The sequence below is a fragment of the Staphylococcus sp. GDB20D11A genome (assembly GCF_016893255.1).
Taxonomy (GTDB): domain Bacteria; phylum Bacillota; class Bacilli; order Staphylococcales; family Staphylococcaceae; genus Staphylococcus; species Staphylococcus aureus.
The window spans coordinates 145,982-161,177 of sequence record NZ_JAFEPJ010000016.1 but is presented as its reverse complement, the minus strand read 5'-3'; the positions used below and the strand labels follow the sequence as shown (position 1 = coordinate 161,177).

At 32.9% G+C, this 15,196-nt stretch carries 11 protein-coding genes; 9 read left to right on the top strand and 2 right to left on the bottom strand.

Annotated features, from left to right (window positions below):
* Positions 1 to 817 precede the first annotated feature (817 nt).
* On the bottom strand, positions 818 to 2,200 hold the full coding sequence (gene pdxR / locus JV528_RS09420) for a MocR-like pyridoxine biosynthesis transcription factor PdxR (RefSeq protein WP_000799266.1): 1,383 nt from the start codon (positions 2,198 to 2,200) through the stop codon (positions 818 to 820).
* A gap of 103 nt (positions 2,201 to 2,303) precedes the next feature.
* Here pdxR and pdxS point away from each other — a divergent pair, with 103 nt between their 5' ends.
* On the top strand, positions 2,304 to 3,191 hold the full coding sequence (gene pdxS / locus JV528_RS09415) for a pyridoxal 5'-phosphate synthase lyase subunit PdxS (RefSeq protein ID WP_000034728.1): 888 nt from the start codon (positions 2,304 to 2,306) through the stop codon (positions 3,189 to 3,191).
* Positions 3,192 to 3,194: 3 nt separating this feature from the next.
* Positions 3,195 to 3,755: a pyridoxal 5'-phosphate synthase glutaminase subunit PdxT gene (pdxT, locus tag JV528_RS09410; RefSeq protein WP_204177491.1), complete on the top strand. Its 561-nt coding sequence runs from the start codon at positions 3,195 to 3,197 to the stop codon at positions 3,753 to 3,755.
* A 207-nt stretch (positions 3,756 to 3,962) separates the two neighbouring features.
* Here the strand turns inward: pdxT and JV528_RS09405 are convergent, their stop codons facing one another.
* Entirely contained in the window at positions 3,963 to 5,177 is a 1,215-nt protein-coding gene (locus tag JV528_RS09405; RefSeq protein WP_000547794.1) for a NupC/NupG family nucleoside CNT transporter, read from the bottom strand.
* A gap of 157 nt (positions 5,178 to 5,334) precedes the next feature.
* Between JV528_RS09405 and JV528_RS09400 the strand changes: the two genes are divergently transcribed.
* From JV528_RS09400 to gltX, 7 genes are all read left to right on the top strand, one after another.
* Positions 5,335 to 5,796, top strand: coding sequence for a CtsR family transcriptional regulator (locus JV528_RS09400; protein ID WP_000551762.1), 462 nt, complete (start codon positions 5,335 to 5,337; stop codon positions 5,794 to 5,796).
* Positions 5,797 to 5,814: 18 nt separating this feature from the next.
* Positions 5,815 to 6,381: a UvrB/UvrC motif-containing protein gene (locus JV528_RS09395; protein WP_000882069.1), complete on the top strand. Its 567-nt coding sequence runs from the start codon at positions 5,815 to 5,817 to the stop codon at positions 6,379 to 6,381.
* Positions 6,371 to 7,378 (top strand): protein arginine kinase, encoded by a 1,008-nt coding sequence (locus tag JV528_RS09390; RefSeq protein WP_196496760.1) that lies wholly within the window; start codon positions 6,371 to 6,373, stop codon positions 7,376 to 7,378. The genes JV528_RS09395 and JV528_RS09390 overlap by 11 nt, the downstream gene beginning before the upstream one ends.
* A 13-nt stretch (positions 7,379 to 7,391) precedes the next feature.
* Positions 7,392 to 9,848: an ATP-dependent Clp protease ATP-binding subunit gene (locus JV528_RS09385; RefSeq protein ID WP_000897135.1), complete on the top strand. Its 2,457-nt coding sequence runs from the start codon at positions 7,392 to 7,394 to the stop codon at positions 9,846 to 9,848.
* A gap of 484 nt (positions 9,849 to 10,332) precedes the next feature.
* A complete protein-coding gene (radA, locus tag JV528_RS09380) occupies positions 10,333 to 11,697 on the top strand; it encodes a DNA repair protein RadA (RefSeq protein WP_001085219.1) in 1,365 nt (454 codons plus the stop codon).
* 24 nt (positions 11,698 to 11,721) lie between these two features.
* Positions 11,722 to 12,795 (top strand): PIN/TRAM domain-containing protein, encoded by a 1,074-nt coding sequence (locus JV528_RS09375; RefSeq protein ID WP_001028373.1) that lies wholly within the window; start codon positions 11,722 to 11,724, stop codon positions 12,793 to 12,795.
* A 556-nt stretch (positions 12,796 to 13,351) separates the two neighbouring features.
* Positions 13,352 to 14,806, top strand: coding sequence for a glutamate--tRNA ligase (gene gltX / locus JV528_RS09370; RefSeq protein ID WP_001283785.1), 1,455 nt, complete (start codon positions 13,352 to 13,354; stop codon positions 14,804 to 14,806).
* Positions 14,807 to 15,196: the final 390 nt, after the last annotated feature.

Genomic DNA, 15,196 nt, shown 5'->3' with positions numbered 1-15,196 from the left:
GAGTAGAACGTTGCCAGGCAAGTTGAGACCGTAAGGTCTCTTTTTTTATGTCTAAAACGTCAAAATAAGAGTTAACACAAAGAAAAATGGCTTGGCGAAGTGAAAACGTTTGAATCTGACGAAACGAGAAAAGAGCGCAACGAGTTTAGTAGAGCTAAATGAGTAAGCGAGAGCCGAAGGAGAGGAAAGAAGCAAGCGATTGTCACAAGACAAGAAAGGTTCTTAGCGAGGATGGTAGCTAACTTACGTTCCGCTAGAGTAGAACGTTGCCAGGCAAGTTGAGACCGCAAGGTCTCTTTTTTTATGTCTAAAATGTCAAAATAAGAGTTAACACAAAGAAAAATGGCTTGGCGAAGTGAAAACGTTTGAATCTGACGAAACGAGAAAAGAGCGCAACGAGTTTAGTAGAGCTAAATGAGTAAGCGAGAGCCGAAGGAGAGGAAAGAAGCAAGCGATTGTCACAAGACAAGAAAGGTCTTTAGCGACGATGGTAGCCAACTTACGTTCCGCTAGAGTAGAACGTTGCCAGGCAAAAATGGATGCGATGAGCCGCATTGAGTTTTGGAAATGATAATTTAATAATGTGAACTTTCGATTGTCTAAGTATGTACATTTTTAATTTTGTGTTTATACAAATCTAAAATGATATCATCCAAAACAAAATATTGTATAAATAGAGAAGAGCAGTAAGACAGTATCTAATCGAAAATGATCTTACTGCTCTTTTATATACTTTATTGAAATACAAAAAGGAAATTAATTATTATACAATAGACAAGCTATTGCATAAGTAACACTAACTTTTATCAAAGAAGTGTTACTTTATAATTAATGATTTTATTAGAGCGTCTACATGCGGTTTTAAAGCATCATCGTCTATACCGCCAAAGCCTAATATAAATTTAGGGGTTTTCTTATAGTCTTGGTCATCATCAAAATTATAAACTTGTAATTTTAACTTTACTTTATTTGCTCTATCAAGACACTCTTGTAATGTTAATCCGTTTTTTACTGTAATTGTAAAATGCATACCTGTTTCAGCACCTTGAATATCAAGCTGCTCATTGTAAGGCTTCAATCTATTTAAAATATAGGTTAGTTTTCTACGATAAATTCGTCTCATTTTATTTAAATGCCTTTCAAAACCACCGGAAGATATAAACATTGCAATAAGGTTTTGCATATGAACAGGTACAGTGTTGCCTTCAATGTGATTTTGAGAATGATATTTTTTCATTATAGAATAGGGTAACACCATATATGCAACACGACAGCTAGGAAAAATAGACTTTGAAAATGTACTGATATAAATCACTTTTTCTCCTCTTGAATATAGACCTTGAATTGCTGGAATGGGTTTACCGAAATATCTAAACTCGGAATCATAATCATCTTCTATAATAAATCGTTCTTCTTTTTCTTGAGCCCATTGTATTAATTGAGTTCGCTTTTTTAAGTCCATTACATATCCAGTTGGAAATTGATGGGAAGGCGTTATATATACTATATTTTTTTGTGATTTAATAACTTCATCTACGTTTATTCCATTATCTTCAACTTCAATTTGTTCATATTCAACTTGTTTTTTATCTAAAATATTTTTGATTGGTGGATAACTAGGTTTTTCGATAATAAACGTTGAAGTATAAAGTAAATCGACTAATTGATTTACTAATTGTTCGGTAGATGAGCCAATTATAATTTGATTAGGATCACAAATTACGCCACGATTAGTAAATAAATAAAATGCCAGTTGAAACCGCAAATGTAATTCTCCTTGAAAATGGCCTCTAAGTAATTTATTTGAATGGGTTTTATCATAAAGATCTTTTGAATACTTTCTGAAAAGTTCTATTGGGAAATGCTTCGTGTCTATTTCATCTAAATTAAAAGCGTAATCATAAGTTTCATCACTAGTTTTTGGTTTATATGAATCATCATCAAAAAGAGAATGGATAGGTTGAGTATTTAAAATGGTTAAAGATTCAATTTCAGATACATAATAACCAGAGCGAGGTCTCGAATATATGTATCCCTCGTCTAATAATAGTTGATAAGCATGCTCTACTGTTGTTTGGCTAATAGATAAATGTTTGCTTAATTGTCTCTTTGAATAAAACTTATCACCTTCTTGAAATTGACCTTCAATTATTTGTTTTTTTAATTTTTCATAAAGTTGATGGTATAAAGTGTTTTTCATTTTTAAAACTGACCTCCTAATTTTATATTATTTTGTACCTTTTTAAATATCAGTTTATACATTACAATGAATTTAATCAACTTGAAAAGGGGTTTTATATAAAATGAGTAAAATAATTGGATCAGACAGAGTCAAAAGAGGTATGGCCGAAATGCAAAAAGGCGGCGTTATCATGGATGTCGTTAATGCTGAGCAAGCAAGAATTGCGGAAGAAGCAGGTGCGGTAGCAGTCATGGCTTTAGAGCGTGTACCTTCTGATATTAGAGCAGCTGGTGGCGTTGCACGTATGGCAAATCCTAAAATTGTAGAAGAAGTAATGAATGCTGTTTCAATTCCTGTAATGGCTAAAGCACGTATTGGTCATATTACAGAAGCAAGAGTATTAGAAGCTATGGGTGTTGACTATATTGATGAATCAGAAGTATTAACACCAGCAGATGAGGAATATCACTTAAGAAAAGATCAATTTACAGTGCCATTTGTATGTGGTTGTCGTAATTTAGGTGAAGCTGCACGAAGAATCGGTGAAGGTGCTGCTATGTTACGTACTAAAGGTGAACCAGGTACAGGTAATATTGTTGAAGCTGTAAGACATATGAGACAAGTTAATTCTGAAGTTAGTCGATTGACTGTAATGAATGATGATGAGATTATGACTTTTGCGAAAGATATCGGTGCGCCTTATGAAATTTTAAAACAAATTAAAGACAATGGTCGTTTACCGGTAGTTAACTTTGCAGCAGGTGGCGTTGCGACTCCTCAAGATGCTGCTTTAATGATGGAATTAGGTGCCGACGGTGTATTCGTTGGATCAGGTATTTTTAAATCAGAAGATCCAGAAAAATTTGCTAAAGCAATTGTTCAAGCAACAACACATTACCAAGACTATGAACTAATTGGAAGATTAGCAAGTGAACTTGGCACTGCTATGAAAGGTTTAGATATCAATCAATTATCATTAGAAGAACGTATGCAAGAGCGTGGTTGGTAAGATATGAAAATAGGTGTATTAGCATTACAAGGTGCAGTACGTGAACATATTAGACATATTGAATTAAGTGGTCATGAAGGTATTGCAGTTAAAAAAGTTGAACAATTAGAAGAAATCGAGGGCTTAATATTACCTGGTGGCGAGTCTACAACGTTACGTCGATTAATGAATTTATATGGATTTAAAGAGGCTTTACAAAATTCAACTTTACCTATGTTTGGTACATGCGCAGGATTAATAGTTCTAGCGCAAGATATAGTTGGTGAAGAAGGATACCTTAACAAGTTGAATATTACTGTACAACGAAACTCATTCGGTAGACAAGTTGACAGCTTTGAAACAGAATTAGATATTAAAGGTATCGCTACAGATATTGAAGGTGTCTTTATAAGAGCGCCACATATTGAAAAAGTAGGTCAAGGCGTAGATATCCTATGTAAGGTTAATGAGAAAATTGTAGCTGTCCAGCAAGGTAAATATTTAGGCGTATCATTCCATACTGAATTAACAGATGACTATAGAGTAACTGATTACTTTATTAATCATATTGTAAAAAAAGCATAGCTTAATGTATGCTAAATCAACGAATTATTGATATTTATAGATTTGTTGAGAAGAAAATATCTCCTTCAAACTTAGCTTTGGAGGAGTTGATTTTTATGTCAAAATTAAAAATGATAAAAAATAAAGATATACATAAGAAAAAAACCCTTCAAAGAGACTGAGAATAGTCAAAATTTTGAAGGGGTTAATTCGATGTTGATGTATTTGTTAAATAAAGAATCCAGCGATTGCAGCTGAAATGAAAGATACTAGTGTTGCACCGAATAATAATTTCAAACCAAAGCGGGCAACTGTATCTCCTTTTTTGTCATTAAGTGATTTAATCGCACCTGAAATAATACCAATAGAGCTAAAGTTAGCAAATGATACTAAGAATACAGATGTAACACCTTTTGCGTGTTCAGATAAATCACTAAGTTTACCAAGTGCTTGCATTGCTACAAATTCGTTAGATAATAGTTTTGTCGCCATAACTGAACCGGCTTGAACTGCATCTTGCCATGGCACACCTACTAAGAATGCAAATGGTGCAAAGACAAAACCAATTAATGTTTGGAAGTCCCAAGAAATAGCGCCACCTGAAACTGTACTAAAGATATTGCTTACAATTCCATTTAATAGAGCGATAATGGCAATGTATCCGATTAACATTGCGCCTACAATGACAGCTACTTTAAATCCATCTAAAATATATTCTCCTAGCATTTCGAAGAATGATTGTTGTCTTTCTTCAGTTTCTTCAACTAATAATTTGTCATCTTCTTCATTAACTTTATAAGGGTTAATAATTGAAGCGATGATGAAACCACCAAATAAGTTTAAGACAACAGCCGTTACAACATATTTAGGTTCAATTAAGGTAAAGTATGCACCGATAATTGAAGCAGATACAGTCGACATTGCTGAAGCTGTTAATGTGTATAAACGTTGCTTAGGTATGTATGGTAATTGTTTTTTAATTGAAATAAATACTTCAGATTGTCCCAAAATTGCTGCAGCAACTGCATTGTATGATTCTAAACGTCCCATACCATTAATTTTAGAAATTAAGAATCCTAAAACATTAATGATTAAAGGTAAAATCTTTGTGTATTGAAGGATACCGATAATCGCTGAAATAAATACGATAGGTAATAATACACTGAAGAAGAATGGTGGTTGCTTAGGATCGATATATTGAATACCACCGAATACAAAGTTAACACCATCTGCAGCTTTTAATAATAAGTAGTTAAAACCGTTTGAAATACCACCAATAACCTTGATTCCCATTGTAGTTTTAAGCAAGATAAATGCAAAGATAAGCTGAATTGCAAGTAAAATTCCTACATATTTCCAGCGAATATTTTTCCTGTCTGAGCTAAATAGAAACGCAAGTGCTAAAAAGAAGATAATTCCGATAATCCCAATTAGAATATGCATATATTTCTCATTCCTTTAGTTTTTTCTACAATCTATCATACAATAAAATGGAAGGGCTAACATCATAAATTTTTGAAAATATAAAAACAAATTAATTGAAAAAGGTCAAAATAGGTCATATAATATAGTCAAAGAAGGTCAAAAAGGGGTGATATACATGCACAATATGTCTGACATCATAGAACAATACATCAAACGTTTATTTGAAGAGTCGAATGAGGATGTCGTTGAAATTCAGAGAGCGAATATCGCGCAGCGTTTTGATTGCGTACCATCACAATTAAACTATGTAATCAAAACACGATTCACTAATGAACATGGTTATGAAATCGAAAGTAAACGTGGTGGTGGTGGTTACATCCGAATCACTAAAATTGAAAATAAAGATGCAACAGGTTATATTAATCATTTGCTTCAGTTGATTGGACCTTCTATTTCTCAACAACAAGCTTACTATATTATTGATGGGCTTTTAGATAAAATGTTAATAAATGAACGTGAAGCTAAAATGATTCAAGCAGTTATTGATAGAGAAACGCTATCAATGGATATGGTTTCTAGAGATATTATTAGAGCAAATATTTTAAAACGTTTGTTACCAGTTATAAATTATTACTAAATGAAATGAGGTGTTGAAGTGCTTTGTGAAAATTGTCAACTTAATGAAGCGGAATTAAAAGTTAAAGTTACAAGTAAAAATAAAACAGAAGAAAAAATGGTGTGTCAAACTTGTGCTGAGGGGCACCATCCGTGGAATCAAGCTAATGAACAACCTGAATATCAAGAACATCAAGATAATTTCGAAGAAGCATTTGTTGTTAAGCAAATTTTACAACATTTAGCTACGAAACATGGCATTAATTTTCAAGAAGTAGCGTTTAAAGAAGAAAAACGTTGCCCATCATGTCATATGACTTTGAAAGATATTGCACATGTTGGTAAATTTGGGTGTGCTAATTGTTATGCAACATTTAAAGATGACATCATTGATATCGTCCGCAGAGTTCAAGGTGGACAATTTGAGCACGTTGGAAAGACACCACATTCTTCACATAAAAAGATAGCTTTAAAGAGAAAAATCGAAGAAAAGAATGAATATTTGAAAAAACTTATTGAAATCCAAGATTTTGAGGAAGCAGCCATTGTTAGAGATGAAATTAAAGCACTAAAAGCTGAGAGTGAGGTGCAACATGATGACGCATAATATTCATGATAATATCAGCCAATGGATGAAAAGTAATGAAGAAACACCCATTGTTATGTCTTCTAGAATTCGGTTAGCGCGTAATTTAGAAAATCATGTGCATCCACTAATGTATGCTACTGAAAATGATGGATTTAGAGTTATAAATGAGGTACAAGATGCCTTGCCAAATTTTGAATTAATGCGTCTTGATCAAATGGATCAACAAAGTAAAATGAAAATGGTTGCAAAGCATTTGATTAGTCCTGAACTAATAAAACAACCAGCAGCCGCAGTATTAGTGAATGATGATGAATCTTTAAGTGTCATGATAAATGAAGAGGATCATATTCGTATTCAAGCTATGGGAACTGACACGACATTACAGGCTTTATATAATCAAGCTTCATCAATTGATGATGAATTAGATCGAAGCCTTGATATAAGTTATGATGAACAATTTGGTTATTTAACTACATGTCCTACCAATATAGGTACTGGTATGAGAGCAAGCGTGATGCTACATTTACCAGGTCTATCTATTATGAAAAGAATGACACGGATTGCTCAAACCATTAATCGTTTTGGATATACAATCAGAGGTATTTACGGTGAAGGTTCGCAAGTTTATGGACATACTTATCAAGTATCCAACCAACTTACACTTGGTAAATCTGAGTTAGAAATCATAGAAACATTAACAGAAGTTGTTAATCAAATCATTCATGAAGAAAAACAAATACGACAAAAGTTAGACACTTATAATCAATTAGAAACACAAGACCGTGTTTTTCGCTCGCTAGGTATTTTACAAAACTGTAGAATGATAACTATGGAAGAGGCTTCTTATAGATTAAGCGAAGTTAAACTTGGTATAGATTTAAATTACATTGAATTACAAAACTTTAAATTTAATGAATTGATGGTAGCTATACAGTCACCATTTTTATTAGATGAAGAAGATGACAAATCTGTAAAAGAAAAACGAGCAGATATACTAAGAGAACATATAAAGTAGGAGGTCATTATTTATGTTATTTGGTAGATTAACTGAACGTGCACAGCGCGTATTAGCACATGCACAAGAAGAAGCAATTCGTTTAAATCATTCAAATATAGGAACAGAACACCTATTATTGGGGTTAATGAAAGAACCTGAAGGAATTGCTGCAAAAGTATTAGAAAGTTTTAATATCACTGAAGATAAAGTAATTGAAGAAGTTGAAAAATTAATTGGACATGGTCAAGATCATGTTGGTACATTGCATTATACACCTAGAGCTAAAAAAGTCATTGAATTATCGATGGATGAAGCTAGAAAATTACATCACAATTTTGTTGGAACGGAACATATTTTATTAGGCTTGATTCGTGAAAATGAAGGTGTTGCAGCAAGAGTTTTTGCAAATCTAGATTTAAATATTACTAAAGCACGTGCACAAGTTGTGAAAGCTTTAGGAAACCCTGAAATGAGTAATAAAAATGCACAAGCTAGTAAGTCAAATAATACTCCAACTTTAGATAGTTTAGCTCGTGACTTAACAGTCATTGCCAAAGACGGTACATTAGATCCTGTTATAGGACGTGATAAAGAAATTACACGTGTAATTGAAGTATTAAGTAGACGTACGAAAAATAATCCTGTGCTTATTGGAGAGCCAGGTGTTGGTAAAACTGCTATTGCTGAAGGTTTAGCGCAAGCCATAGTGAATAATGAGGTGCCAGAGACATTAAAAGATAAGCGTGTTATGTCTTTAGATATGGGAACAGTAGTTGCAGGTACTAAATATCGTGGTGAATTTGAAGAGCGTCTGAAAAAGGTTATGGAAGAAATCCAACAAGCAGGTAATGTCATCCTATTTATTGATGAGTTGCATACTTTAGTTGGTGCTGGTGGTGCTGAAGGTGCTATCGATGCTTCGAATATTTTGAAACCGGCATTAGCACGTGGTGAATTACAATGTATTGGTGCTACTACATTAGATGAATATCGCAAAAATATTGAAAAAGACGCGGCTTTAGAACGTCGTTTCCAACCTGTACAAGTTGATGAACCTTCAGTAGTAGATACAGTTGCTATTTTAAAAGGATTAAGAGATCGTTACGAAGCACACCATCGTATTAATATTTCAGACGAAGCTATTGAAGCAGCTGTTAAATTAAGTAACAGATACGTTTCAGATCGTTTCTTACCAGATAAAGCAATTGATTTAATTGATGAAGCAAGTTCTAAAGTAAGACTTAAGAGTCATACGACACCTAATAATTTAAAAGAAATTGAACAAGAAATTGAAAAAGTTAAAAATGAAAAAGATGCCGCAGTACATGCTCAAGAGTTTGAAAATGCTGCTAATCTGCGTGATAAACAAACAAAACTTGAAAAGCAATATGAAGAAGCTAAAAATGAATGGAAGAACGCACAAAATGGCATGTCAACTTCATTGTCAGAAGAAGATATTGCTGAAGTCATTGCAGGATGGACAGGTATCCCATTAACTAAAATCAATGAAACAGAATCTGAAAAACTTCTTAGTCTAGAAGATACATTACATGAGAGAGTTATTGGGCAAAAAGATGCTGTTAATTCAATCAGTAAAGCGGTTAGACGTGCCCGTGCAGGGTTAAAAGATCCTAAACGACCAATTGGTAGCTTTATCTTCCTTGGACCAACTGGTGTTGGTAAAACTGAATTAGCTAGAGCTTTAGCTGAATCAATGTTCGGCGATGATGATGCGATGATCCGTGTAGACATGAGTGAATTTATGGAAAAACACGCAGTGAGCCGATTAGTTGGTGCTCCTCCAGGATATGTTGGTCATGATGATGGTGGACAATTAACTGAAAAAGTTAGACGTAAACCATATTCTGTAATTTTATTTGATGAAATTGAAAAAGCACATCCAGATGTATTTAATATTCTATTACAAGTTTTAGATGACGGACATTTGACAGATACAAAAGGACGTACAGTTGATTTCAGAAATACAATTATCATAATGACATCAAACGTTGGAGCACAAGAATTACAAGATCAACGATTTGCTGGATTCGGTGGTTCAAGTGATGGACAAGATTATGAAACAATTCGAAAAACGATGTTAAAAGAATTAAAAAATTCATTCCGTCCAGAATTTTTAAACCGTGTAGATGATATCATTGTATTCCATAAACTAACAAAAGAAGAATTAAAAGAAATTGTAACAATGATGGTTAATAAATTAACAAATCGATTATCTGAACAAAACATAAATATTATTGTTACTGATAAAGCGAAAGACAAAATCGCAGAAGAAGGATATGATCCAGAATATGGTGCAAGACCATTAATTAGAGCGATACAAAAAACTATCGAAGATAATTTAAGTGAATTAATATTAGATGGTAATCAAATTGAAGGTAAGAAAGTTACAGTAGATCATAATGGTAAAGAGTTTAAATATGACATTGCTGAACAAACTTCAGAAACTAAAACACCATCGCAAGCATAATTATAAAACAGTCCAAAACAAATTAAAGTTTTGGGCTGTTTTTTTAGTAGCATTGAACTATAGAAATTCGTGAAAGTATCCATCAACGAAACAATCTAATAAAATAATCATCAAAGTATAGTTAAGAATTATATGAAACAAGTTAATGAGCCTACAGCGATAGCATAAAGGTATGAATTTTTATAAAGGTTTTTTGTTTGAAGATACTAGCAACTTACGTCAAAATAAAATAGGTCTATATAATATTGTGATAAATCTAGAGAAAAGAGTTTACTAAGAAATTATTAAGATTTTATCTTTGAAAGATATCGACTATCAACATGATGTAAGTTTATTTTATAATATTCATAAAAAATAAATCTGATAAAACAGTTTGCGTTAGTAGTCATGTTAAAATACAAACAAATGTAACTCACATTTAATTTGTCATAATGGGAATGTGCGTTTAAAATAGATTTGTTCAAAGGAAAGTGGAGGTGCAATTTTGGCCAAGAAAAAAGTGATTTTTGAATGTATGGCTTGTGGTTATCAATCTCCTAAATGGATGGGGAAATGTCCTAATTGTGGCGCTTGGAATCAAATGGAGGAAATTGTTGAAAAAGCAGCCAATCCTAAACATGGAGTGAAAACCAAGGAATTAGCAGGTAAAGTACAAAAATTAAATAGTATTAAACATGAAACAACGCCGAGAGTGTTAACAGATTCAGCAGAATTCAACCGTGTATTAGGTGGAGGTATTGTGAGCGGATCGTTAGTACTTATTGGTGGGGATCCAGGTATTGGTAAGTCAACGTTACTTTTACAAATTTGTGCATCGTTATCTCAAAAGAAAAAAGTACTATATATTACTGGAGAAGAATCGCTTAGTCAGACTAAATTACGTGCAGAGCGATTAGATGAAGATTCAAGTGAATTGCAAGTATTAGCTGAAACAGATCTTGAAGTTATTTATCAAACAGTAAAAGAAGAACAACCTGATTTATTAGTAGTGGATTCGATTCAAACAATATATCATCCTGAAATCAGCTCTGCGCCAGGTTCTGTTTCACAAGTTCGTGAAAGCACACAAAGTTTAATGAATATTGCTAAACAAATGAACATTGCAACTTTTATAGTGGGTCATGTAACGAAAGAAGGTCAAATTGCTGGCCCAAGATTGCTAGAACACATGGTTGATACTGTGCTTTATTTTGAAGGTGATGAACACCACGCATATCGAATTTTGCGAGCTGTTAAAAACCGTTTTGGTTCAACGAATGAAATGGGAATCTTCGAAATGAAGCAAAGTGGATTAAAAGGTGTAAATAATCCATCTGAAATGTTTTTAGAAGAACGTTCAACAAATGTTCCAGGTTCAACAATTGTTGCAACCATGGAGGGAACCAGACCACTTTTAATAGAAGTTCAAGCGCTGGTAACTCCAACGACTTTTAACAATCCGAGACGAATGGCAACAGGGATTGATCATAATCGATTAAGTTTGTTGATGGCTGTTTTGGAAAAGAAAGAAAATTATTTATTACAACAACAAGATGCTTATATCAAAGTAGCTGGCGGTGTAAAGTTAACGGAGCCAGCAGTTGATTTAAGTGTAATTGTAGCAACTGCGTCTAGCTTTAAAGATAAAGCTGTCGACGGATTAGATTGCTATATTGGAGAAGTTGGTTTAACGGGTGAGGTACGTCGTGTATCTCGGATAGAACAACGCGTGCAAGAGGCTGCAAAACTAGGTTTCAAACGTGTAATTATTCCTAAAAATAATATAGGCGGATGGACATATCCTGAAGGTATACAAGTAATAGGTGTAACTACTGTACATGAAGCATTGTCATTTGCTCTTCATTCATAAAACATCAAGAAAGGAGGACATTGTGTGAATATCGTTAAACTAATGGTTATTATTATTTACTTAATTATTGGGAGCGCATTAGGAATAATTATTATTCCTGAAATTGCAAATGATCTTGGATTACAAAACTCCAGCTTTTTAAAAAATCACTATGTAGATGGCATTATCGGTAGTATTTTTATGTTCTTAATTTTTGGTGTATTTATTAGACGAGTTACTAACGCTATAAAAGGTTTAGAACATTTTATTATGCGTAGAAGCGCTGTTGAAATACTATTCGCAACAATAGGTTTAATAATCGGATTACTTATTTCTGTTATGGTGTCGTTTATATTAGAATCAATTGGCAACTCTATTTTTAATCATTTCATTCCTGTCATAATTACGATATTACTATGTTATTTCGGTTTCCAATTTGGCCTTAAAAAACGAGATGAAATGTTAATGTTTTTACCTGAGAATATAGCGCGTTCCATGTCACAACATACTAAAAGTGCTACGCCAAAAATTATCGACACAAGCGCAATTATTGATGGTCGTATTTTAGAAGTCATTCGTTGCGGTTTTATCGATGGCAATATTTTAATTCCACAAGGTGTTATTAATGAATTACAAATTGTTGCAGATTCAAATGACAGTGTTAAACGTGAAAAGGGTAAAAGAGGCTTAGATATTTTAAATGAATTGTATGATTTAGATTATCCTACAAAAGTCATACATCCGACTAAATCACATAGTGATATTGATACGATGTTATTAAAACTAGCTAAACAATATCACGCAAATATTATAACGACAGACTTTAATTTGAATAAAGTTTGTCATGTACATGGTATCAAAGCATTAAATGTTAATGATTTATCAGAAGCAATCAAACCTAATGTACATCAAGGTGATCAACTGCATATTTTACTGACAAAAATGGGTAAAGAGCCTGGTCAGGCAGTAGGATATCTAGATGATGGTACGATGGTAGTTGTTGATAATGCTAAAAATCTTATTGGCAGTCATGTCAATTTAGAAGTAGTCAGCTTATTGCAAACATCTTCAGGAAGAATTGTTTTTGCTAAAAAAATCGAAGATACAGTATCATTATAAAAACTGTAGTTGACGAAAATAAAATAGATATTAAAAGGTATATGAAATGGCGAAGTTTGTAATTTGAAGTATAACTATAAATAAATGCAAAACATATCAGTTATCAAAAAATGCAAATAGTGCTAATATATCATTGAAACAAGTTCATTAAGTGTTAAATTTTAGATATTAATAAAGTTATTCTTATAGCAATCAAGACATACAAAATTAGAATCAATTTTAACGTATTTGAGTAGTTAATTTGAAGTTTAATTTTACAGCACATAATATTCATTTTTAAGTCGTTGAAATGCGTATGTGGTGCAGTCTTGATTCTTAGGGATAGCTTTTTTAAAGTGTTGAAAAAACAACTGCTTTCTATTTAAAATTTAAGCATATTACCCAGGGAATTATGTTATGATTAAACAATGAAATTATTTTAAGGTCATGTTAAAAAGCATTGTTTCGTTTTAACAATAAGACGAGTTACACATTTGTTATGACGGTCGAAGATAGCAAATGAACAATTTATATGAACTAACTTGAAAATTTGATATTTAATTTAGGAGTGAAAAAAATGAGCGATCGTATAAGAGTAAGATATGCACCAAGTCCAACTGGTTATCTTCATATTGGTAATGCAAGAACAGCATTATTCAATTACTTGTATGCTAAACATTACAACGGAGATTTTGTGATTCGAATTGAAGATACTGATAAAAAACGTAATTTAGAAGATGGAGAAACATCACAATTTGATAATCTTAAATGGTTAGGATTAGATTGGGATGAATCTGTAGATAAAGACAATGGCTACGGACCATATCGTCAATCTGAACGTCAACATATCTACCAACCATTAATAGATCAGTTACTAGCAGAAGATAAAGCATATAAATGCTATATGACAGAAGAAGAATTAGAAGCTGAACGTGAAGCGCAAATCGCTCGTGGTGAAATGCCTCGCTATGGTGGTCAACATGCGCATTTGACTGAAGAACAACGTCAACAATTTGAAGCAGAAGGACGCCAACCATCAATTCGTTTCCGAGTACCTCAAAACCAAACGTATTCATTTGATGATATGGTAAAAGGGAATATTTCATTTGATTCAAATGGTATTGGTGACTGGGTTATCGTTAAAAAAGATGGCATTCCAACGTACAATTTTGCAGTAGCTATAGATGATCATTACATGGAAATTTCAGATGTTATTCGTGGTGATGATCATATTTCAAACACGCCTAAACAAATTATGATTTATGAAGCATTTGGCTGGGAGCCACCTCGTTTTGGTCATATGTCATTAATTGTTAATGAAGAACGTAAAAAGTTAAGTAAACGTGATGGGCAAATTTTACAATTTATTGAGCAATATCGTGACTTAGGTTATTTACCTGAAGCGTTATTTAATTTTATTGCGTTATTAGGTTGGTCTCCTGAAGGTGAAGAAGAAATCTTTTCTAAAGAAGAATTTATCAAAATCTTTGATGAAAAGCGTTTGTCAAAATCACCAGCATTTTTCGATAAGCAAAAATTAGCATGGGTTAATAACCAATATATGAAACAAAAAGATACTGAAACAGTATTCCAATTAGCATTACCTCATTTAATTAAAGCGAATTTGATTCCTGAGGCGCCGTCAGAAGAGGATTTATCTTGGGGACGCAAATTAATTGCTCTTTATCAAAAAGAAATGAGCTATGCCGGTGAAATTGTACCTTTATCAGAAATGTTCTTTAAAGAAATGCCAGCTCTTGGTGAAGAAGAACAACAAGTGATCAATGGAGAGCAAGTACCAGAGTTAATGACGCACTTATTCAGTAAATTAGAAGCACTTGAACCATTTGAAGCGGCTGAAATTAAAAAGACAATTAAAGAAGTTCAAAAAGAAACAGGAATAAAAGGCAAGCAATTATTTATGCCTATTCGTGTTGCTGTAACAGGCCAAATGCACGGTCCTGAATTACCAAATACAATTGAAGTACTTGGAAAAGAAAAAGTGCTAAACCGTTTAAAACAATATAAGTAATGAAATAGACAAGATCAAGGTAGTATATACTTGAATTTTATAACGTAACCACATATGATGAAGTTGTATTAACAAATTACAACAATATGAATAGAGTATTTTATATAAAACGAAGGATTAGTAATTAAATTTATACGATGCAGAGAGTGTACGGTTGCTGTGAGTACAACGTAGAAATTAATGAATGCACCTTCGTAAAATGAATTAAATATATAATGAGAGTGATGAGCATTAAGTTGACATAGTTTCCTTGATAATTTGGAAGCGCCCGCAATTTTATTAATGTTATTCGCTAAATTCAGAGTGGAACCGTGCGGAAGCGCCTCTAACAATACAATTTGTATGTTAGTGGTGCTTTTTTGATATTTAATTTCGCACGTACTTCAATTA

Excerpts from the sequence above, each read along its gene's own strand:
- gltX (WP_001283785.1), top strand. The coding sequence starts at position 13,352 with ATGAGCGATCGTATAAGAGTAAGATATGCACCAAGTCCAACTGGTTAT.
- JV528_RS09385 (WP_000897135.1), top strand. The coding sequence starts at position 7,392 with ATGTTATTTGGTAGATTAACTGAACGTGCACAGCGCGTATTAGCACAT.
- JV528_RS09390 (WP_196496760.1), top strand. The coding sequence starts at position 6,371 with ATGACGCATAATATTCATGATAATATCAGCCAATGGATGAAAAGTAAT.
- JV528_RS09405 (WP_000547794.1), bottom strand. The coding sequence starts at position 5,177 with ATGCATATTCTAATTGGGATTATCGGAATTATCTTCTTTTTAGCACTT.
- pdxS (WP_000034728.1), top strand. The coding sequence starts at position 2,304 with ATGAGTAAAATAATTGGATCAGACAGAGTCAAAAGAGGTATGGCCGAA.
- pdxR (WP_000799266.1), bottom strand. The coding sequence starts at position 2,200 with ATGAAAAACACTTTATACCATCAACTTTATGAAAAATTAAAAAAACAA.
- pdxT (WP_204177491.1), top strand. The coding sequence starts at position 3,195 with ATGAAAATAGGTGTATTAGCATTACAAGGTGCAGTACGTGAACATATT.
- JV528_RS09400 (WP_000551762.1), top strand. The coding sequence starts at position 5,335 with ATGCACAATATGTCTGACATCATAGAACAATACATCAAACGTTTATTT.